Consider the following 20125-nt stretch of genomic DNA (forward strand, 5'->3'; position numbering starts at 1 on the left):
AGCCCACACTGAGTGACAAAACCAAGGCAGCCCACCGCCAAATCAGCACCCGATTTCACCTTGAAAAAGGGCGCCGATTCGGGGTGCAAATCAGACGGTGCGCGGTAGGTGGATCTCGGGCGATGAAGTGTTCAGCGTCGAGTCGATCCCCAACATCACCGAGGTCGGCTGCAAGTCCGAAAGCTGCGTATTTTGCAGCACCGCCACCGATTGCCCCCAAAGCGAGACGGTCACATCCGCACCGGTCTGCCCGATGGTGAAATCGTCGCTCTCTTTGAAATCAGCGACATCAATCAACACGGCCTCGCCGGTCGTCCCATTCTCGCTATCCCCCGACGGCGTCGGGTTGAAATCGGTGATCGTGACGGCTTGGCCCGAGCCCTCGCCCTCGCTTGGCGAGAGGACGAAGCTGTCCCAGCCCGCGCCGCCCGTCGCCTGATCGCCGTCATCGATGAACAGCATATCGTCTCCAGCGCCACCATTCACGACATCAGAAGACCCTTGATAGGCATCCAAAGCGACGAGCGCGTCATCACCATATCCGCCGTCGAAGGTGTCGCTTCCCAGATGATCAAAGAGCATATCATCGCCGGTGTTGCCGCGCAGCATGTCGTCGCCAGCCCCGCCCAACAGGGAATCGTTTCCGCTGCCCCCGTCGATGTAGTCGTTGCCAGCCCCGCCTACGCCGCCGAAGAAGTCGTTGGCTTCCAGCAAAGAGGCCGAAACGCTGATTGAACTGCCTGAAAATATGAAATTGGCCGAGTTCGCATCGAGCAGGTTGCCATCATCGCCGCCCTCAAGCCAAAGCGTGTCATCGCCCGACGATCCGTTCAGCGTGTCGCTATAATCGGTGCCGCGCAGCGTGTCGTTCAATAGCGTGCCGTATAGATCAGCGCCCTCGCCGGGGGCGGCGCTGGCACCGACGATGCTATCGCCCTTCTGAGGGTCGGTTTCGCCTGCCGATGTGTCATCGCCGCCTGCGGTGGTGTCCTCACCGGTTGCAGCTTCGCCGCCCGCCGTAGTGTCCTCACCGGTTCCAGCGTCGTTGCCCGCGGTGTCATCGCCCGTCTCCGGGGTTTGACCGGCGCCGGTTTCAGGGGCCGTGTCGAAGCTGGCCTGCATGCTGTTGATATCATCCGTGACGAAAATCGCACCGGCTGCCGATTCGAAATCTTCAGGCGACACGCCAGTGACCTGCGCCACTGAATTGCCATTCAGCGAAATCGTCAGATTTGTTCCGTCATGGGTGGCTTCGAACGAGGAGACATCTTTAAGATCATCGACTTGGACTACGATCGCCTCGCCGGTGCCCGACGTGCTGGCAGGTGTGCCGATATGCCCGAAATCGGTGATGTGGACGGGGTCAGCGCCCTCATGCCACCAGATCGAGAACGTATCCGTCCCCTCGCCACCCGTCATCGTGTCGCCCTTGTCGCCAATCAGAAGATCATCATTGCCGCCGCCATCAAGCAAGTCCGGCGCTCCGGCAATATCCGTAGCCATCAGCTCATCGTTGCCATAGCCGCCGAAAAGCTGGTTTTCCCCTTCGACATCAACCAGGAAATCCGAGCCCAGATTGCCGCGCAGCGTATCATCGCCCTGCGAGCCGGTGATCGCATCATCGCCGTGCCCGCCATCAATGAAATCGTCGCCCGTGCCGCCAACCGCGCCAAACAGGCCGGTGTTTTCATAGATATCCAGAAAATCGCCGGGCGATGTGGCCGCGTCCAGTTCGTCTTCGGTGGCCAGCGAGATTTCACCGCGATCATCGCCGCCTTTAAGAAAGATGCGATCGTCGCCCGCTTCGCCCCTCACGCTGTCAGTGCCATCGGTGCCGGTGATCGTGTCATCACCCGCCGTCCCAAGCGTCAACTGATCGGGATCTTCAATCGAGATCTCCTCGCCCGTGCCGCTTTCCTGATCGGTCTCGTCGCGCGGCAATTCGTCAGAGCTGTCGTTATTGTCATCGTCGTCGTTGCCTATCGTGAAGACCAACGCGAGCGGCAGAAATGCGAACAGTAAAAGTGACATCATAATCGTGATTCCCCCCAGAACCCCTTGAAATTAAGCAAGGGTATCAAGGGCAATCACGTTGCTGTCAACATTCGTGAGGGCACCGAGAGATCACGTTTTTCAATGCGAAACAAAACCTAGCAATACGCGCGTATTGTTTCTGCCTATAACCCGCTTTCGGTCAGAACCTGCTGCAAAATGGGTGCAAGCCGCGCCGCCCATTGCGCTTGCTGTTCGGGCGTTTCGATCAGATCGTTGCGCAGTTCGATCAGCACGTTGGGCCGCCCGTGTTGCAGCGCGTGGCGGTCAATCGAGTCGCCCTCCAGATGGCCCAGATAGGGTTCATTGTCGCCCACGCATAAATCGGCCTCCGCGCAAAGCCGCGCGATCAGGGGCAGGGCAAGACGGCTATCGGCGGGTGCATGCAGAACGCCGACCTGCCAAGGCCGCAGCCCCCGCCCGCGCAGCTTTGGCGTGTAGGAATGCACGGCGCAGATCACCGTATCGTCGCGCTGCGCGGCCAGCTTTGCATAGGCGTTATGATAGGGGCGATAGAGTCGTTCCAACCGCGCCTCGATCTGCGCCGGACTGGCGTTGCGATTGGTGGGAATGATTGTGCCGTCGTATAGCTGCATCACCAGCGTCGGGTCGTCCTCGCCCCGGTTGGGATCAATCACCAGACGCGAGAAATTCGACGCAATCAACGGGGCGTCCAACTGCTCTGCCAGCGCCTCAGACAGCCCCAGCGCGCCCACATCATAGGCGATGTGGCGCGCCATATCCGCCGCCGCGATCCCCAGATCGCCCTCCGCCACCCAATCGGGCACCGTGTTGCGGGCATGATCGCAGGTGACAAGCCAGCGCGAGGGGCGCTCGGGGCCGGTAATGCTATAGGGGGATTGATCCGTCATCGTCTCTTCACGCTTTCTCGATATTGGCCCAATTAGACCGAAACGTGAGCCAAGGGCCAGTTGCAGGCCGCGACAATTTGCGTCATACCCGTTATTGGCCCACGAAATGACACCAATTTGATCAGGAGACGAGGACGCATGAGACGCCTTCGCAATGTTAAAATCGTGGCCACCTTGGGCCCATCCTCTTCGGACTATGAAAGCATCAAGGCGCTGTTTGTCGCCGGTGCCGATGTGTTCCGCCTTAATATGAGCCACGGCACCCATGACGAGCATCGCGCCCGTCACGCCATTATCCGCAAGCTCGAGGCCGAGTTCTCGCGCCCGATTGCCATTCTCGCCGACCTTCAGGGGCCAAAGCTGCGCGTGGGCACGTTTGCCGCCGGTGCAGCCGACCTTGAGGAAGGCGACGCGTTCCGCTTTGACCTTGAGGATGTGCCCGGCACCCCACATCGCGCGCGTCTGCCCCATCCCGAGATTTTCGCAGCCCTCGAGCCGGGCTCGGAACTGCTGGTCAATGACGGAAAAATCCGCCTGCGTGTCGAAGATTGCGGCGCGGATTACGCCAATTGCACCGTCACCGTGGGCGGCACGATTTCCGACCGCAAGGGCGTGAACGTGCCTGACGTGGTGCTGCCCGTCGCCGCGCTGTCTGACAAGGACCGCAAGGATCTGGAATTCGCCTGCGAGATGGGGGTGGACTGGCTTGCGCTCAGCTTCGTGCAGCGCCCCGAGGACGTGATTGAGGCGCGCGATCTGGCCAAGGGCCGCGCCGCGATCCTGAGCAAGATCGAGAAACCCTCGGCGGTGCGCTGCTTTGACGACATCCTCGCGGTGTCGGACGGGGTGATGGTCGCACGTGGTGATCTTGGCGTCGAGCTGCCGGTGCAGGCTGTGCCGCCGATCCAGAAACAATTGATCCGCAAATGTCGCGCTGCCGCCAAGCCGGTGATCGTCGCAACCCAGATGCTGGAAAGCATGATCGAAAGCCCGATGCCGACGCGCGCCGAAGTGTCCGACGTGGCCACCGCGATCTATGAGGGCGCCGATGCTGTCATGCTCAGCGCGGAATCCGCAGCCGGGCGCTATCCAGTTGAGGCGGTCGAGACGATGAACAACGTCGCGATCTCGGTCGAGAAGGACCCGCTCTATCGCGAAATCATCGAGGCGTCGCGCAATGCCGACCGCCAGACCGTCGCCGATGGAATCGTGGCCGCGGCCCGCGAGATCGCCGAGACCACGGATATTGCCGCAATCTGCGCCTATACCCAGTCGGGCGCGACCGTTGCGTTAACCGCGCGTGAACGCCCGCGCGTGCCGATCATCGCGCTGTCACCGATGGACGCCTCTTTGCGCCGGATCACCCTGACTTGGGGGGTGCATGCCGTGCATTGCGGCGCGCTAGAGCGATTCAAGCAAGCCGTGGTAAATGCGGCCCGCGCGGCGCGCGATTTCGGCTTTGCTGATGAAACGCAGCAGATCATCGTGACCGCCGGTGTGCCTTTCAACGTGCAGGGCACGACGAACATCCTGCGCGTAGCCCCTTGCGATGAAAGATTGATTTATCGCACCGACCCTGAGTAAACTTCCCTAAGGGGGCGAGACGAAAGGGGCACGGAATGGATTTGGCCGGGCTTGATACCGATCTGATCTTAACAATTGGGCTGGTGATCGCGATTTTCGCGATCCCGGCCGTTATTTCGGCGTTTTCCGATCATCGCCCACCACGCGCCGCCGCAGTTGCGGTGCTGGTGGCGGGCGGGCTGATCGTTTTTGCGTTCTATGCCAAACCCGATGGCTACACGATCGAACGCATCCCCGATGCGGTCGCGCGCACGGTTGCGCGAGTGTTGAACTAGTTTGCGCACTGCGGTTTAGTCTGTGATTTCGTAAGTTTGGCCTTGCCAAGCGCAGCCCGCGCGTCTATCAGGCGCGCTCGACCACCGCGCGTCCGGCCCAAGTGGCATGCCGAGTCGCGCTTCCACACCCTGAAAAGGAGATGTAAATGCCCAAGATGAAGACGAAATCCGCTGCGAAAAAGCGGTTCAAGTTCACCGCCACCGGCAAGATCAAAGTCGGTCACGCTGGTAAGCGCCACGGCATGATCAAACGCTCCACGAAATTCATCCGCGACACCGCAGGCACCATGGTGCTGTGCGAGGCGGATACGAAGATCGTGAAGAAATACATGCCTTATAATCGCTGATCGGGAGACTTGAACAATGTCACGCGTTAAATCCGGGAAAGTCACCCACGCCTCGCACAAAAAAGTGCTGAAAAAGGCGAAAGGCTATTACTCCGCGCGCTCGCGCAACTTCCGCACTGCTACGCAGGCGGTCGACAAGGCCAACCAATACGCGACCCGCGACCGCAAGGCGCGCAAGCGTAACTTCCGCGCGCTCTGGATCCAGCGTATCAACGCTGCCGTGCGTTTGGTCGATGCCGATCTGAGCTACTCGAAGTTCATCCACGGTCTGGCTTTGGCTGGCGTCGAAGTGGACCGCAAGGTTCTCGCCGATCTCGCCGTGCACGAGCCCGAGGCGTTCGCCGCCATCGTGGAGCAGGCCAAAGCCGCTGCAGCAACGGCTGTCGCTGCCTAAGCGCGACACGGCTATCGAAATCACGAAAGGCCGCTCCCTCGGGGCGGCCTTTTGCGTTGCGCGCCTTATCTTGTGTGCGCGCTGGGCAGGGGGCGCTGCCCCCTCTGGCCTACGGCCATTCACCCCCGGGATATTTGGATCAAGAAGAAGGGCAAACGCATCCCGGCTTCCAAGTGTTGGAAATATTCCGGGGGAGCGCGTAAGCGCGGGGGCAGAGCCCCTCTTCTTATAAAGCCAAGGTTGCAAACTTGCCGCCCTGCAGCTAACCCCTAGGCCAAAGAATTTGCGGGGAAAGACATGCAGGATCTGCGCGAAAAATACCTGAAAGCCGTGGCCGAGGTCAGTGACGAAGCCGCGCTTGAGGAAATCCGCCTTGCCGCTTTGGGCAAGAAGGGCGAAATCAGCCTCAAAATGCGCGAGCTGGGCAAGATGACGCCCGAGGAACGCCAGACCACGGGCAAGGCGCTGAACGTCCTCAAGGATGAGATCGACGCCGCGTTGCGCGCCAAAAAGGCGGCGCTGGCCGATGCCGCCCTTGATGTGCGCCTTCGCGAGGAATGGCTGGATGTCACGCTGCCCGCCCGCCCGCGCCGCGTGGGCACCATTCACCCGGTCAGCCAAGTCATGGATGAGGTCACCGCGATCTTCGCTGATATGGGCTTTGCCGTGGCCGAGGGACCGCAGATCGAGGACGACTGGCACAATTTCGACGCGCTCAACATCGCGCCCGAACACCCCGCGCGGCAGGAACATGACACGTTCTTCATGAACCGCGCTGAGGGCGACGACCGCCCGCCCCACGTCCTGCGCACGCATACCAGCCCCGTGCAAATCCGCGCGATGCTCGATCAGGGCGCGCCGATCCGCGTGATCGCGCCGGGCCGCGTCTACCGCATGGACATGGACCAAACCCACACGCCGATGTTCCATCAGGTCGAGGGGCTGGCGATCGGCAAAGATATCTCCATGGCGAACCTGAAATGGGTGCTCGAAGAGTTCTGCAAAGCGTTCTTCGAGGTCGACGGCGTCGAACTGCGCTTTCGCGCCTCGCATTTCCCCTTCACCGAGCCCTCCGCCGAGGTCGATATCCGCTGTTCCTGGAAGGGCGGGGCGCTGAAAATCGGTGAGGGCGATGACTGGATGGAAATCCTCGGCTCGGGCATGATGCACCCCAAAGTGCTGAAAGCGGGCGGGATCGACCCGAACGAGTGGCAAGGCTTTGCCTTCGGCATCGGCATCGACCGCCTCGCGATGCTGAAATACGGCATCCCCGACCTGCGCGCGTTCTTCGAGAGCGACCTGCGCTGGCTGAAGCATTACGGGTTTAATGCGCTTGATGTGCCGACGGTGTTTGGTGGGTTGAGCCGGTGAGTTTGGTGGGGGCGTTAATCTGGATTGGAAGCACTTTAATTGCCATTGTAAGTTTTTTGCTCGGCAAGGCGTTTTCGCAGTCAGAGAAAGTTCTCGATCAAAAACGCAAAGCCTATGAGGATTTCCTTCGTGTTTGCCCGGCTCCAAATGAAGCTCATTCAGAGAGAGAGCCAGACATCCAAGAAGTGCAACGTGCAATTGGGATACTCTCTGTTTACGGCTCGCAGGACGTCTTGACCAATGCAAGCGAGTATTTTCAATTATTCGCATCCGCTCAAGAAATTTTGTCGAGCGTCACAGAAGCGGGCCACCCAGAATTCATGTCTCTAATGACGCGTTATAACCGAATGATTTTGGCTATGCGCGAAGACGCCATGAGATGGTCTGCTTTTGCTCCGAACAAGAAAAATCGCGAATACAAGCTGAGCCAAAACTTGAACCAATTAAAATGACCCAACAACCCCGCCTCTTCTCCACCCCCGCCCACGAGCAAACCCCCGCGCAGCGCCGCTTTTACGCGCTCACGGAAATCGCTTATACCTGCGTCGATTTCGGGGCGGCGATTTGCTTTGTTGTGGGGTCGGTGTTGTTCTTTTATGCCAGCCTGTCGGTTCCCGCGACGTGGCTGTTCCTGATCGGCTCGCTGTTATTCGCGGCCAAACCCTCGATCCGCCTCTGGCGTGAAATCCAACTCTTGCGTATGGGCGATTACGACGACATCGCCAAGAAACACTAGGAGACAGACATGAAATTCACCCTCTCCTGGCTCAAGGATCACCTTGATACCACGGCCACCGTCGATGAAATCGCCTATGCGCTGACCGATCTGGGGCTTGAGGTCGAAGAGGTCATCGACCCCGCCGCCAAGCTGGCCGCCTTTACGCTAGCGCGTGTGACGGCCGCCAGCCAGCACCCCGACGCAGATCGTCTGCGAGTGTGCACGGTGCAAACGGATGAGGGCGAAAAGCAGATCGTGTGTGGCGCCCCCAACGCGCGCGAGGGCATCACCGTCGTGCTGTGCAAGCCCGGCGATTATGTGCCCGGCATTGATGTGACGCTGAGCATTGGCAAAATTCGCGGCGTCGAGTCCCATGGCATGATGGCGTCCGAGCGCGAGCTGGAGTTGAGCGACGAGCATAACGGCATCATCGAGCTGCCTTCGGGTGAGGTCGGGCAAAAGTTCACCGACTGGCTGGCCGCCAACCGCCCCGAGGCCGTGGACCCGGTTTTTGACATCGCCATCACCCCCAACCGCCCCGACGCTTTGGGCGTGCGCGGCATTGCGCGCGATCTGGCCGCGCGCGGCTTGGGGATGCTCAAACCGCTAGAGGTTGAGCCCGTTCCCGGCGGTTTTCCCAGCCCGGTCTCGGTCAGCATTGACCCGGCGCTCAAGGAAAAGGGCTGCCCGCTATTCGCTGGGCGCGTTATTCGTGGCGTCACCAACGGCCCCAGCCCCGAATGGCTGCAAAAACGTCTGCGCGCGATCGGCTTGCGCCCGATTTCCGCGCTGGTCGATATCACCAACTACTTCACCTATGACCTGAACCGCCCGCTGCATGTGTTCGACATGGCCAAGGTCGCGGGCGATCTGCGTATTCAGCCCGCGAAGGGCGGCGAGGAATTCCTCGCGCTGGACGAGAAAACCTACACCGTGCGCGCTGGCGACATAGTGATTTGCGATGATAACGGCGTTGAAAGCTTGGCCGGGATCATGGGCGGTGAGGCCTCGGGGGCTGATGAGAACACCGTCGATGTGTTTTTGGAATCCGCCTATTGGACGCCCATCACTATCGCCGCCACGGGCCGCGCACTGAAAATCAACTCCGATGCGCGCTATCGGTTTGAACGCGGCGTGGACCCCGAGTTCACCCTGCCGGGGCTGGAACTGGCGACGCAAATGGTGCTCGATCTGTGCGGCGGTGAGGCGTCGGAAATCGCGATGGACGGGGCTGTGCCCGACACCACGCGCGCCTATCGTCTTGACCCCGCGCGGGTAATTTCGCTGGTCGGTATGGAGATTCCCGAGGCGACGCAGCGCGAAACGCTGACCGCTTTGGGTTTCACCCTGAACGGTGATATGGCCACTCCGCCCAGCTGGCGCCCCGATGTTCTGGGCGAGGCCGATCTGGTCGAGGAAGTGGCCCGCATCGCCTCGCTGACCAAGCTGAAAGGCACGCCGATGGCGCGCGAAACCAGCGGTGTGCCGGGGCCGATCCTGACGCCGATGCAGGTGCGCACCCGCATGGCGCGGCGCACCATCGCCAGTCTTGGTTACAACGAATGTGTGACCTATTCCTTCATCGACGCGGCCTCGGCCACGCTGTTTGGCGGTGGCGCGGATGCAACGAAGCTGGACAACCCGATCAGCTCGGAAATGACCCATATGCGCCCCGATCTGCTGCCCGGCCTGTTGCAGGCCGCAAGCCGCAATCAGGCGCGCGGGTTCACTGATCTGGCGTTGTTCGAGGTCGGGCCGGCCTTCAGCGGCGGCGAGCCGGGTGAACAGGTGGTGCAAGCCGCTGGTCTGTTGGTCGGTCAAGCCGGTCCGCGTGACCCGTGGGGCTCGCGTCGCCCGGTCGATCTGTATGATGCCAAGGCCGATCTTGAAGCCGCGCTGTCAGCCATCGGTGCGCCCGCGCGCGCGCAGATCACCCGCAAGCTTGATGGTTGGTGGCATCCCGGCCGCGCAGGTACGTTGGCGCTTGGCCCGAATGTGCTGGCCAGCTTTGGCGAGGTGCATCCCAAGACGTTGCGCGAAATGGGCGTCAAAGGGCCTGCTGTCGCCTTCACGATCCGGCTGGAAAACGTGCCCTTTCCGAAGAAAAAGGGCGCAACCCGTCCGGCGCTGAGCAGCTCTGATCTGCAAGCGGTGGAACGCGATTTCGCCTTTGTCATGGATTCTCAGGTCGAGGCGATCACAGCCGTCAACGCTGCCCTTGGCGCAGACAAAAAGCTGATCGACAGCGTGCAGGTGTTTGACCAGTTCACGGGCGCGAAGGCTGAGGAGCAGATGGGCGCGGGCAAGAAATCCATCGCGCTGTCGGTGCGCCTGCAGCCCACCGACAAGACCTTAACCGATGCCGAGATCGAGGCGGTCAGTGCCAAGATCGTGGACAAGGTTTCCAAGGCCACAGGCGGTAGCCTGCGCTCTTAATGACAGAATGGAATTCTATGCGGATACGGGCGGGGGAAACCCCGCCCTTTTCATGCGCCAATCAGGCGGCGTGACTGCGCGCCAAATGCCTTCTCGAACATGCGGGTCAGGATATAGCTGAGCGCGGTGATTGCCGTGAACCAGAGTGTGAAATCTATCGCTGCGTGTCCAGTCACCGGCAGCAATCCGTGACGTGCAATCACGAAGATCAGCAGCGGATGCAGGAAGAAGATGCCGAACGAGGCGTCAGCCCGCAAGGCCAATGCCGAGATCTCGCGCTTCCAATGCAGCGAGGTCAGCATCCCGACCAGATAGACGGGTGTGCAATAGATGACCCCATGAAATTTGGAGAGATTGAACAGCGGCCGGTGCATCAATAACGGCATCAGTAACAGCCCCACGACGATTGCTATTTGCCACTGCCCCGACAGGCGCAAATCGCGCATGTGCAGCGGCGCGCAGGCAAATAGCAGCATCGCAAACGGAATATACCAGTAGCTGTCTCATAACGTCCGGTTCAAAGAAGATAGCTCGCGAAACCTATGCTGTCGAATGTCACCTCTTGTGGCGCGGGAGCGCGAAAGAAATAGGTGAAATAGTCGGGGGCTGTTTTGCGGACGCAGGATGGAGTTGTTGCGACAAGGCACGAGTTTGTCTGGTGCGGCGCAGAGACATGGGACGCTGCGTCATGCTTTGCGCGCGACGCTTTTGCGATAGGCTCTGACCCAACCGGGGAGGCGCCTTTTTGCAATTTGATTACCTGATCTTGGGCGGTGGCTCGGCGGGGGCGGTTCTGGCCGCGCGCCTGTCGCAAGACCCAACCGTGACCGTCTGTCTGGTCGAGGCAGGGCGCGAGGCGCGCGACATTCTGGTGCGCGCGCCTGCTCTGGTTGCGGCCCTTGTCGCGGGGCGCCCGAAAATCCACAACTGGGCGTATCAGACCACACCGCAAGCGGCGCTGAACGGGCGGCGGGGCTTTCAGCCGCGCGGCAGGGGGCTGGGCGGGTCGTCCGCGATCAACGCGATGCTTTATGTGCGCGGGCAGCCTGAAGATTACGATGAATGGGCCGAAATGGGGGCCGAGGGTTGGGATTGGGACAGCTGCAAGCCGTGGTTTCTGGCAAGCGAGCGTAACATGCGCGGCTCCTGCGATCTGCATGGCGATCAAGGCCCGCTGCAAGTGGGCGATCAGCGCCGCCCGCGTGCGATTTCGCGTGCCTTTGTCGAGGCCTGCGCTGCAGTGCAATGCCCGCCCAACGGCGATTTCAACGGCGTGCAGCAGGAAGGTGCGGGGCTCTATCAGGTCACGCAATTCTGGGACGGGCCGCGCAAGGGCGAGCGGTGCTCGGCCGCTGCTGCCTATTTGCACCCGGTCATGTCCCGCCCCAACCTGACGGTTCTGACCCGCGCGCGCGCCGAGAAAATCCTGATCAAGGACGCCCGCACCACCGGGGCGCTGATCCGCCAAGGACGCAAGCGCCTGCACATTACGACACGGCGCGAGGTGATTGTTAGCGCAGGCGCGTTCAATTCGCCCCAACTCTTGATGCTGTCGGGCATCGGCCCTGCCGATCACCTACGCGAACACGGGATCGCGCCGGTGCATGATCTGCCGGGCGTTGGCGCGAACCTGCATGACCACCTTGATTACATCATCAGTTACACCTCGCCGCGCCGCGATGTCGTGGGGCTGAACCCGCGCGGATTGATGCGGATGGCGCGCGCGGCGGCGGGGTGGCGCAAGCATGGCGAGGGGTTGTTTGCCTCACCGATGGCCGAGGGCGGAGCGTTTTTACGTTCCGATCCCAGTCTTAGCCGCCCCGATCTACAAATCCATTTCGTCGTGGGCATTGTCGATCAGCATATGCGCAAGCCGCATCTGGCGGATGGCTGGTCGGCCCATATCTGCGCGCTGCGGCCCAAATCGCGCGGCACGCTGCGCCTTGCCAGTGCCGATCCGGATGCCGCGCCGCTGATTGATCCGGCTTTTCTGCAAGACCCGCGCGATCAGGCGTTGATGCTGCGCGCGGCGCGGCTGCTGGAAACCATCACCGATGCGCCGCAACTCGCCCCGTGGCGCGGGCGCAAACTGTATAGTCATGATGGATCGGACGCCGCGCTGATGGCCGATATTTGCGCGCGCGCCGACACGATTTATCACCCGGTGGGCACCTGCAAGATGGGGCGCGACGAGATGGCGGTCGTCGATGCGCAACTGTGCGTGCACGGGATCGCGGGACTGCGGGTGGTGGATGCCTCGGTGATGCCGCGCCTCGTGTCGGGCAATACCAACGCGCCCACGATCATGATCGCCGAGCGCGCTGCGGATTTCATCCGTTCCGATCGCGCGGGTGATTGACACCATCGGCCCAACGCACCGGGTCCAGATCGCGCGGGTTCACCCCCTCAAGACAGCCCGCATTCACCCCGTATTCATTCGGGTTTGAACGGCGCTGGTGATGGGTGTAGATGCCGCAGATCTTGCAGAAATAATGCTTCGCCGTGAGCGTGCCAAACTGATACAGCGTCAGGTTCTCGGCCCCCTTCAAGATCCGAATGCCATCAAGGGGCGCGCTGACCGCAACCGCGCCTCGACGCCGACAAAACGAGCAATCACAGCGTCGCGCTGTCGCTAACCCGTCACTCAGCGTCACGGCCATTTCCACCGCGCCGCAATGACAGCTTAGGCGATGGGGCGTTTGAATATCGGGCAACATTAGCGCTCTCTCCTGACAACGGGAATCTGGGTGGACCCGAACCGGCTTGCGGGGTGGGGCGGGCAGCCGTGGGTGCGTGACCAAAACCTCGGCCCACCCAAGACCAACCACAGCGGTATGCACAGCGCAAGCCCCGCCACAAAGCCCCCGATATGGGCCATATGCGCGACGCCGCCACTGGTTCCGGCGACGATTTCACTGCCGACCTGAAGGGCAAACCAAAGCCCCAGCACCACCCACGCGGGCACCGGCCAGATTTTATAGATCAGCACGAAAAAGAACATCACGTCGATGCGCGCGCGCGGGAATAGCAGCACATAGCCCCCCATCACCCCCGCGATCGCCCCCGAGGCCCCAACCATCGGCACCATCGAACCGGGGTCGGAAAAAACCTGCGCGAGGGCGGCCACCAGCCCGCAGGCCAGATAGAAGGCGGCAAAGATCATATGGCCCAACTGCTCTTCAAGGTTGTCGCCAAACACCCAGAGAAACAGCATATTCCCTGCGAGATGCAGGAGTCCGGCATGCAGGAACATATGCGTCACCAGCCCGTGCAGCATCTCGCCATGGCTCACCGCCCCCGGCCACAACGCGTTGCGCAACCAGACCCCGCGCAGATCCAGCCCCCAATCGGTGGTCATCACATAAACCGCGCAATTGATCGCGATCAGCGCCCAAGTGACATAAGGAATTGCCCCCGAAGGGTTATGATCGCGCAACGGAAACATGGGCGCGAGTGTGCCACGCCCGCCCTGCCGGTCAAGAGGAACTTGGCGCAGCCGTGACGGGGGCGCTGCCTGTTTCTCTTAGTGTTCAGCGATGATTACCGGCGTGCCATTTTCCAGCAGTTGCAGCTTATCGCCGACGATGTTCACCGCATCGACCCGCGCGATATTGGAATGAAACGCGCCTTCCACTTCCATGACATCGGGGGGGCACATCATCCGCGTGCCCGCCAACTCACCAATCCGGACGCGCCCGTCTTGCGTTGAGATCCGCCCGTTATAGCGATTGCAGCCCGAGCTGCCCGCAATCAGCCCCTTTTCGGGATGGCTCAGCGTGACTTCGACCTTGGCAGGCACCGGTGTGCCAGCGATCTCGGTCACTTTCCAGATCACATTGGGTGCGAGCGCCTCAAGCGGATCGGGCGAGTCCGATTTGCACCCGGCCAAAGCCGTCATTGCCAGAACTGTCCCGATCATGATCGCGCGCATCGCATTTCCTTTCGCCAGATCCACCTGGTTGTCGGCCCAAAATCTTTTGAAAAGACGTGAATGGCGTTGAAAAATCCGGGTCGAATAGCTCCCAATAGCGCGCCCCGTGCAGCACGACCATTCACGGAGTCGTGACTGCTTGCGACATCGGCGCGCATCCTCCTTGGCCGCGGCTGAACTTGCCTCTATGCTGCCGACGCGACAGGAGGATTCCCGATGATCAATGAAATTGGCCACTTTGCCCTGATTTTGGCACTTGGTGTAGCACTGGTGCAGGCGAGTGTGCCGCTGATTGGCGCACACAAAGGCTGGCGAGGCTGGATGGCGGTGGGCGATCCCGCCGCAGTTGCGCAATTCCTGCTGATTGCTATCAGCTTTGCGGCGCTGACCCATGCGTTCGTGGTGTCGGATTTCTCGCTTAAACTGGTCTGGGCCAATTCCCATACCGATAAGCCGATGCTCTATAAAGTGACCGGGGTTTGGGGCAACCACGAGGGCTCGATGCTGCTCTGGGTGCTGATCCTGGCGCTGTTCGGGGCCGCTGCCGCGTTTTTCGGAGGCGCATTGCCGCCACGTTTGCGTGCGCGTGTGCTGTCAGTCCAAGCTTGGATCGGCGTGGCCTTCCTTGCCTTTATCATTTTCACCTCGAACCCGTTTACGCGTCTCGCCGAGCCGCCCTTTAACGGTGAGGGGCTGAATCCGTTGCTGCAAGACCCCGGTCTCGCGTTCCATCCGCCCTTTCTGTATCTCGGCTATGTCGGGCTTTCGATGGCGTTTTCCTTTGCCGTGGCGGCCCTGCTTGAGGGCCGCGTCGATGCGACTTGGGCGCGCTGGGTGCGTCCGTGGACGTTGGCGGCTTGGGTTTTCCTGACTATCGGTATCGCGCTGGGCTCGTGGTGGGCCTATTACGAACTTGGCTGGGGCGGCTTCTGGTTCTGGGATCCGGTCGAGAACGCCTCGTTCATGCCGTGGTTGCTGGCGGCTGCGCTGCTCCATTCTGCGGTTGTGGTGGAAAAGCGCGAGGCGCTGAAAAGTTGGACGATCCTGCTGTCGATCATGGCCTTTGGCTTTTCGCTGATCGGGACATTCATCGTGCGCTCGGGGGTGATTACCTCGGTGCACAGCTTTGCCTCTGATCCGTCGCGCGGTATCTTTATCCTTGGGATTTTGGCGTTCTTCGTGGGCGGCGCGCTGACGCTATACGCGTTCCGCGCTACCTCGATGCAGGCCAAGGGCGTGTTCTCGATGGTGTCGCGCGAAACCGCGCTGGTGGTGAATAACATCTTGCTGGCTGTCGCCGCTTTGGTGGTGTTTGTCGGCACGGTCTGGCCGCTGGTGGCCGAGATGTTCTTTGGCCGCAAGCTTTCGGTCGGGGCACCATTCTTTGATCAGGCGTTCACGCCCTTCATGATCATTCTGGCGCTGGTGTTGCCGATTGGTGCGATGATGCCGTGGAAGCGCGCGCGCCTTGGGCGCACCGTGCGTAGCCTTGTTCCCGCCTTTGTGCTGGCGCTGGCGATTGGCGGTCTGGCGTGGTCGCTGGAATCGGGCAATTCACTGATGGCGCTGATCGCAACCTTCCTTGGCAGCTGGCTGGTGCTGGGCGCTGCAACCGAGCTGTGGACCCGCGCGGCCCGCACCCCCTCGCGTCTGCGCCGTCTGCCGCGCGCCGATTGGGGCAAGGCCACCGCGCATTCCGGTCTTGGCATCACCTTTATCGGCATTGGTCTGTTGATGGCGGGGCAGATCGAAGACATCCGCGTCGCCAAAATGGGCGTGCCGTTCACCGTGGATGGCTACGACATCACGCTGGAAAAAGTCCAAGAGGTGCAGGGGCCGAACTTTATCTCCTCGACTGGCACGATGGTGGTCAAACAGGATGGCAAGCTGATCGCCACGATGCATCCCGAGAAACGCGTCTATCCGGTGCAGCGCATGCCCACGACCGAGGCCGCGATCCACACCACCTTCTTGCGCGACATCTATCTGGTGCTTGGTGATCCCCAGCAGGATGGCGGCTATGCGGTGCGCACCTATATCAAGCCGTTCGCGGATTGGATCTGGGCGGGGGCGATCATCATGGCGCTGGGCGGTTTGCTAAGCCTCTCGGATCGGCGCTATCGCGTCGCGGCGGGTGCACGCAAAGCCAGCACCGCACCGACCCATGCAACCCCGGCGGAATAAGCAATGCTTAAGAAACTCGTTCTCAGTTTAGCTTTGCTTATCTGGGCCGCGCCGGTTTACGCGGTCCAGCCCAGCGAGGTTCTCAAAGATCCCGCGCTTGAGGCGCGGGCGCGCGAAATCTCGAAAGTGCTGCGCTGCCCGGTCTGTCAGGGAGAGAATATCGACGACTCCAATGCCGCCGTATCCAAGGATCTGCGGCTGTTGGTGCGTGATCGTTTGCAAGCGGGCGACACGGATACGCAGGTGATCGACTACGTCACCGCGCGCTACGGTGAATACGTGCTGTTTGAGCCGGAAAAGAGCGGGGCGAACCTGCTGCTGTGGTATCTCGGGCCGGGCGCGCTGTTGCTGGCGCTGATCGGGGGCTTTTTCTACGTCCGCTCGCGGCGCAATGCGAGCGAGGGGCCGGCTTCGCCCGCGCTGTCTAGCGACGAACAGGCACGGCTTAAAGAATTGATGGGCGAGTAAGCCCGTTCAATGTGACGCACCGTTCCCCTTTTCCTTTCGCGCCCGCCCGTTATCGTGGCGCGAACAGGAAAAGGGAGGCGCGCAATGTCTTATCAGGCGATCAGCTACACAAATGACGATGGCGTCGCGATCATCACGCTCAATCGAGCGGAGGTGATGAATGCGCTCAATGGCCAGATGCGCGCCGAGATCCTTGAAGCGGTGAAACGCGCCGAGGCCGAGGCCCGCGTGATCGTGCTGACGGGGGCGGGGCGGGCGTTTTGTTCGGGTCAGGATCTGGGTGATGGCGCGGCGGCGGCGGGCCTCGATCTGGAACGGGTTTTGCGCGACGAATACGAACCCATGCTGCGCGCGATCTACGACTGCCGCCTGCCAGTGATTTCGGCGGTGAACGGCGCAGCGGCGGGGGCAGGGGCGAACCTTGCGCTGGCTGCGGATGTGGTGATTGCCTCGGACTCAGCGGTGTTTTTACAGGCGTTTACGCGCATCGGGCTGATGCCAGATGCGGGGGGCACCTATTGGCTGCCGCGCCAAGTGGGGTTCGCGCGCGCAATGGGGCTGGCGCTGTTTGCCGACAAGATCACCGCGCGTCAGGCGGTGGATTGGGGCATGATCTGGGAAGCCGTGTCCGAGGTTGATTTTGATCATCACTGGCGCGCGCGCGCCGCCCATCTGGCCAATGGCCCGACGGCGGCTTACGGCGCGGTCAAGCGCGCGTTGCGCGAGGGCTACGCCAATGATTTGCCCACCCAGCTTGAGCTAGAGGCCGAGTTGCAAGGCAGCTTGGGTCAAAGCCATGATTTCCGCGAAGGCGTGTTGGCGTTCCTTGAAAAACGCCCGCCGCAATTCGAGGGTCGTTGAGACTTGCCTCCGCCCGCGCGCCGCGCTAGCCAAGAGCAGCGCGGGCGTGGCGGAATGGTAGACGCATGGGACTTAAACTCCCTGGGCCGAAAGGCCGTGCCGGTTCAAGTCCGGCCGCCCGCACCACACCCGCTCGCAATCTCCACCCGAATGTGAGCGGTTGTGAAGGCCGCGCGCGCCCCGGCGCGGGGAGAGTGGCCCAATCGAGGCTTGCCCCCTAACGGCGCTACCCCTAAACCCGATGGCGCAAACGAGGGGGAATTCATGGCTCGCAGACCCATCGGCCCGGCGGATGACCGGCCCAAGACCAAACAGATTGGCGCGCTGCGCGGGCTTGCGCCCTTTGTGGCCCCCTATAAGGGCTATGCGGCGGCGGCGTTGCTGGCGCTGATCGCGACGGCCTCGATCTCGCTGATCCTGCCTTTGGCGGTGCGTCGGGTGATTGATGGGTTTCAGCAAGGGGCTGCGCTGCTGGACAAGTATTTCGCCGCCGCGTTGCTGATTGCGGCGCTGCTCGCGCTGGGAACTGGCGCGCGCTATTACCTTGTGACGCGCTTTGGCGAGCGGGTCGTGGCCGATATTCGCAAGGCGGTGTTTGACCGGGTGATTTCGATGAGCCCGGCGTTTTTCGAGCGTATCCTGACGGGCGAAATCATCTCGCGCATCACCACCGATACCACGCTGATCCTGTCGGTGATCGGTTCGTCGGTATCGGTCGCGCTGCGCAATGTGCTGATCTTGATTGGTGGCATGATTATGTTGCTGTTCACCTCGGCGAAGCTGACGGGATTGGTGCTGTTGGTGGTGCCCCTTGTGGTGATCCCGATTGTCGTGCTGGGGCGGCGCTTGCGCAGTCTGGGGCGCGAAAATCAGGACTGGATCGCGAATTCGTCTGGCTCGGCGTCCGAGGCGCTTTTGTCGGCGCAAACCGTGCAGGCCTTTACCCATGAGGCGATCACGCGCCACAATTTCGGCCATGTGACCGAGCAAGCGTTCTTGTCGGCCAAGAAACGCATTGGCACGCGCGCGGTGATGACGGTGATCGTGATCTTCCTTGTTTTCGCAGGCGTCGTCGGCGTGCTGTGGGTCGGTGCGCGCGATGTGCGTGCCGGTGAGATGTCGGTCGGCGAGCTGGTGCAGTTCGTGATCTACGCGGTGATGGTGGCCGGATCGGTCGGTGCGCTGTCGGAGATTTGGTCGGAATTGCAGCGCGCGGCGGGCGCGACAGAGCGTCTGGTCGAACTGCTGCAAACCGAAGATACGGTCAAAGATCCCGCGCATCCTGTGCCGCTGCCGATGCCTGCGCAAGGCGCGATCCGCTTTGAGGATGTGAGTTTCCACTACCCCTCGCGCCCCGAGGTTTCGGCGCTGGATCATGTGGATCTGGAGATCGCCCCGGGCGAGACGGTGGCGTTGGTCGGCCCTTCGGGGGCCGGTAAAACCACGGTTATTCAACTGATCCAGCGGTTCTGGGACCCGGAAACTGGCACTGTCAGCATCGACGGCTATGATCTGCGCGAGATGGCGCGTCATGATTTCCGTCAGGCCGTGGCACTGGTGCCGCAAGACCCGGTGGTGTTTGCCGCCTCGGCGCGTGAAAACATCCGTTTTGGGCGCCCCGATGCGAGCGATCATGAGGTCGAGGAAGCCGCGCGCGCGGCGCATGCCTACGACTTCCTGAGCGCGCTGCCGGATGGGTTTGACACCTATGTCGGCGAGCGTGGCGTGATGCTGTCGGGTGGACAAAAGCAGCGCATCGCGATTGCGCGTGCGATCTTGCGCGATGCGCCGATCCTGCTGCTGGACGAGGCGACCTCGGCGCTGGATGCGGCCTCGGAACGCGAAGTGCAGGCGGCGGTCGATCAGCTTGCACGCACCCGCACGACCGTGATCGTGGCACACCGCCTGGCGACGGTGAAAAAGGCCGACCGGATAGTGGTATTCGAGGATGGGAAAATCGTGGCGCAGGGCAGCCATGACAGCCTTGTGGCTGAGGGCGGGCTGTATGCCGAACTGGCGCGGCTGCAATTCACAGACGGGATGTAAAGGCGCGGGCGCGTTCTGAGGAAAGAGCGCGCCTTTTTCCCCTGTCTTTGCGCGTCCGCTTGGGGCATCCTGTGCGCAAGACTGGCGTGACCAGTTGTGTATTGAATGGAGGAACCAATGGGTCTTTGGAATTTCGTTAAAGGCGCAGGTAAGTCACTGTTTGGCAAAGAAGCGGCTGCTGCCGAGGCGCCCAAGGAAGACGCGCTTAAGGCTGAGTTGAAGGGGCTGGGACTGGATGCGTCGGGCGTCGATCTGGCGGTCGAGGGCGACAAGGTTGTGGTCAAGGGCAAGGCGATTGACGCCGAGACCAAGGAAAAGATCATTTTGGCGGTTGGCAATATCGACGGTGTGGCCAGCGTTGAAACAGACGAAGATAGCGATACCGCTGATGCGGTGTTCCATACCGTTGAAAAGGGCGACACGCTATCGGCGATTGCCAAAAAGACGCTGGGCAATGCCAATCTGTACCCGAAGATTTTCGAGGCCAACAAGCCGATGCTAACCCATCCCGACAAGATCTATCCTGGTCAGGTGCTGCGCATCCCCAAGATCTGATTGGGTTTTTATCACTTCGATGCGACGGGGC

The 20125-nt window shown here is 61.4% G+C and carries 20 protein-coding genes and 1 tRNA gene; 15 read left to right on the plus strand and 6 right to left on the minus strand.

From position 1 onward, the window contains the following. Positions 1 to 90: 90 nt before the first annotated feature. A complete protein-coding gene (locus tag ACN0SD_RS05675; protein WP_417807259.1) occupies positions 91 to 2034 on the minus strand; it encodes a calcium-binding protein in 1944 nt (647 codons plus the stop codon). Between the two features lie 143 nt (positions 2035 to 2177). Then, positions 2178 to 2924: an N-formylglutamate amidohydrolase gene (locus ACN0SD_RS05680; protein ID WP_417807260.1), complete on the minus strand. Its 747-nt coding sequence runs from the start codon at positions 2922 to 2924 to the stop codon at positions 2178 to 2180. A 138-nt stretch (positions 2925 to 3062) separates the two neighbouring features. Here ACN0SD_RS05680 and pyk point away from each other — a divergent pair, with 138 nt between their 5' ends. The 8 genes from pyk (at position 3063) to pheT (ending at position 10049) form a co-directional block, all read left to right on the plus strand. Then, complete coding sequence (pyk, locus tag ACN0SD_RS05685; RefSeq protein ID WP_417807261.1) at positions 3063 to 4508, plus strand: pyruvate kinase; 1446 nt, start codon at positions 3063 to 3065, stop codon at positions 4506 to 4508. A 35-nt stretch (positions 4509 to 4543) separates the two neighbouring features. Then, positions 4544 to 4783, plus strand: a complete 240-nt coding sequence (locus ACN0SD_RS05690; protein WP_417807262.1) for a hypothetical protein — start codon at positions 4544 to 4546, stop codon at positions 4781 to 4783. 146 nt (positions 4784 to 4929) lie between these two features. Continuing rightward, positions 4930 to 5130 carry a 50S ribosomal protein L35 gene (gene rpmI / locus ACN0SD_RS05695; protein ID WP_038131654.1) on the plus strand — a complete coding sequence of 67 codons (201 nt, stop codon included), beginning with the start codon at positions 4930 to 4932 and terminating at the stop codon, positions 5128 to 5130. A 16-nt stretch (positions 5131 to 5146) separates the two neighbouring features. Next, a complete protein-coding gene (gene rplT, locus ACN0SD_RS05700; RefSeq protein WP_038131653.1) occupies positions 5147 to 5524 on the plus strand; it encodes a 50S ribosomal protein L20 in 378 nt (125 codons plus the stop codon). A 297-nt stretch (positions 5525 to 5821) separates the two neighbouring features. Next, positions 5822 to 6895 (plus strand): phenylalanine--tRNA ligase subunit alpha, encoded by a 1074-nt coding sequence (gene pheS, locus ACN0SD_RS05705; protein ID WP_417807263.1) that lies wholly within the window; start codon positions 5822 to 5824, stop codon positions 6893 to 6895. Beyond that, complete coding sequence (locus ACN0SD_RS05710; protein ID WP_417807264.1) at positions 6892 to 7347, plus strand: hypothetical protein; 456 nt, start codon at positions 6892 to 6894, stop codon at positions 7345 to 7347. The genes pheS and ACN0SD_RS05710 overlap by 4 nt, the downstream gene beginning before the upstream one ends. Next, on the plus strand, positions 7344 to 7631 hold the full coding sequence (locus tag ACN0SD_RS05715; protein ID WP_417807265.1) for a YrhK family protein: 288 nt from the start codon (positions 7344 to 7346) through the stop codon (positions 7629 to 7631). The genes ACN0SD_RS05710 and ACN0SD_RS05715 overlap by 4 nt, the downstream gene beginning before the upstream one ends. 9 nt (positions 7632 to 7640) lie before the next feature. Continuing rightward, on the plus strand, positions 7641 to 10049 hold the full coding sequence (pheT, locus tag ACN0SD_RS05720) for a phenylalanine--tRNA ligase subunit beta (RefSeq protein ID WP_417807266.1): 2409 nt from the start codon (positions 7641 to 7643) through the stop codon (positions 10047 to 10049). A 50-nt stretch (positions 10050 to 10099) separates the two neighbouring features. Here pheT and ACN0SD_RS05725 read toward each other — a convergent pair whose 3' ends face one another. Beyond that, positions 10100 to 10525 (minus strand): hypothetical protein, encoded by a 426-nt coding sequence (locus tag ACN0SD_RS05725; RefSeq protein ID WP_417807267.1) that lies wholly within the window; start codon positions 10523 to 10525, stop codon positions 10100 to 10102. A 269-nt stretch (positions 10526 to 10794) separates the two neighbouring features. Here ACN0SD_RS05725 and ACN0SD_RS05730 point away from each other — a divergent pair, with 269 nt between their 5' ends. Continuing rightward, a complete protein-coding gene (locus ACN0SD_RS05730; protein ID WP_417807268.1) occupies positions 10795 to 12408 on the plus strand; it encodes a GMC family oxidoreductase in 1614 nt (537 codons plus the stop codon). Here the strand turns inward: ACN0SD_RS05730 and ACN0SD_RS05735 are convergent. The 3 genes from ACN0SD_RS05735 to ACN0SD_RS05745 all read right to left on the minus strand — a co-directional run bounded on the left by ACN0SD_RS05735 (position 12380) and on the right by ACN0SD_RS05745 (position 13980). Further along, positions 12380 to 12766, minus strand: a complete 387-nt coding sequence (locus ACN0SD_RS05735) for a GFA family protein (RefSeq protein WP_417807269.1) — start codon at positions 12764 to 12766, stop codon at positions 12380 to 12382. The two genes, ACN0SD_RS05730 and ACN0SD_RS05735, sit on opposite strands and share 29 nt — an antisense overlap. Beyond that, positions 12766 to 13494: a rhomboid family intramembrane serine protease gene (locus ACN0SD_RS05740; protein WP_417807270.1), complete on the minus strand. Its 729-nt coding sequence runs from the start codon at positions 13492 to 13494 to the stop codon at positions 12766 to 12768. The genes ACN0SD_RS05735 and ACN0SD_RS05740 overlap by 1 nt, the downstream gene beginning before the upstream one ends. A gap of 78 nt (positions 13495 to 13572) precedes the next feature. Next, positions 13573 to 13980 (minus strand): META domain-containing protein, encoded by a 408-nt coding sequence (locus ACN0SD_RS05745; RefSeq protein WP_417807271.1) that lies wholly within the window; start codon positions 13978 to 13980, stop codon positions 13573 to 13575. A 216-nt stretch (positions 13981 to 14196) separates the two neighbouring features. Between ACN0SD_RS05745 and ACN0SD_RS05750 the strand changes: the two genes are divergently transcribed. From ACN0SD_RS05750 to lysM, 6 genes are all read left to right on the plus strand, one after another. Continuing rightward, on the plus strand, positions 14197 to 16164 hold the full coding sequence (locus ACN0SD_RS05750; protein WP_417807272.1) for a heme lyase CcmF/NrfE family subunit: 1968 nt from the start codon (positions 14197 to 14199) through the stop codon (positions 16162 to 16164). A gap of 3 nt (positions 16165 to 16167) precedes the next feature. Continuing rightward, entirely contained in the window at positions 16168 to 16632 is a 465-nt protein-coding gene (locus ACN0SD_RS05755) for a cytochrome c-type biogenesis protein CcmH (RefSeq protein WP_417807273.1), read from the plus strand. Between the two features lie 84 nt (positions 16633 to 16716). Continuing rightward, on the plus strand, positions 16717 to 17493 hold the full coding sequence (locus ACN0SD_RS05760) for an enoyl-CoA hydratase-related protein (RefSeq protein WP_417807274.1): 777 nt from the start codon (positions 16717 to 16719) through the stop codon (positions 17491 to 17493). A 40-nt stretch (positions 17494 to 17533) separates the two neighbouring features. Continuing rightward, positions 17534 to 17619: transfer RNA gene (locus ACN0SD_RS05765), tRNA-Leu, on the plus strand. Between the two features lie 138 nt (positions 17620 to 17757). Next, positions 17758 to 19539, plus strand: a complete 1782-nt coding sequence (locus ACN0SD_RS05770; RefSeq protein WP_417807275.1) for an ABC transporter transmembrane domain-containing protein — start codon at positions 17758 to 17760, stop codon at positions 19537 to 19539. A gap of 117 nt (positions 19540 to 19656) precedes the next feature. Next, positions 19657 to 20094, plus strand: coding sequence for a peptidoglycan-binding protein LysM (gene lysM, locus ACN0SD_RS05775; protein ID WP_417807276.1), 438 nt, complete (start codon positions 19657 to 19659; stop codon positions 20092 to 20094). Positions 20095 to 20125: the final 31 nt, after the last annotated feature.

The sequence above is a fragment of the Thioclava sp. genome (genome assembly GCF_048263065.1).
Taxonomy (GTDB): domain Bacteria; phylum Pseudomonadota; class Alphaproteobacteria; order Rhodobacterales; family Rhodobacteraceae; genus Thioclava.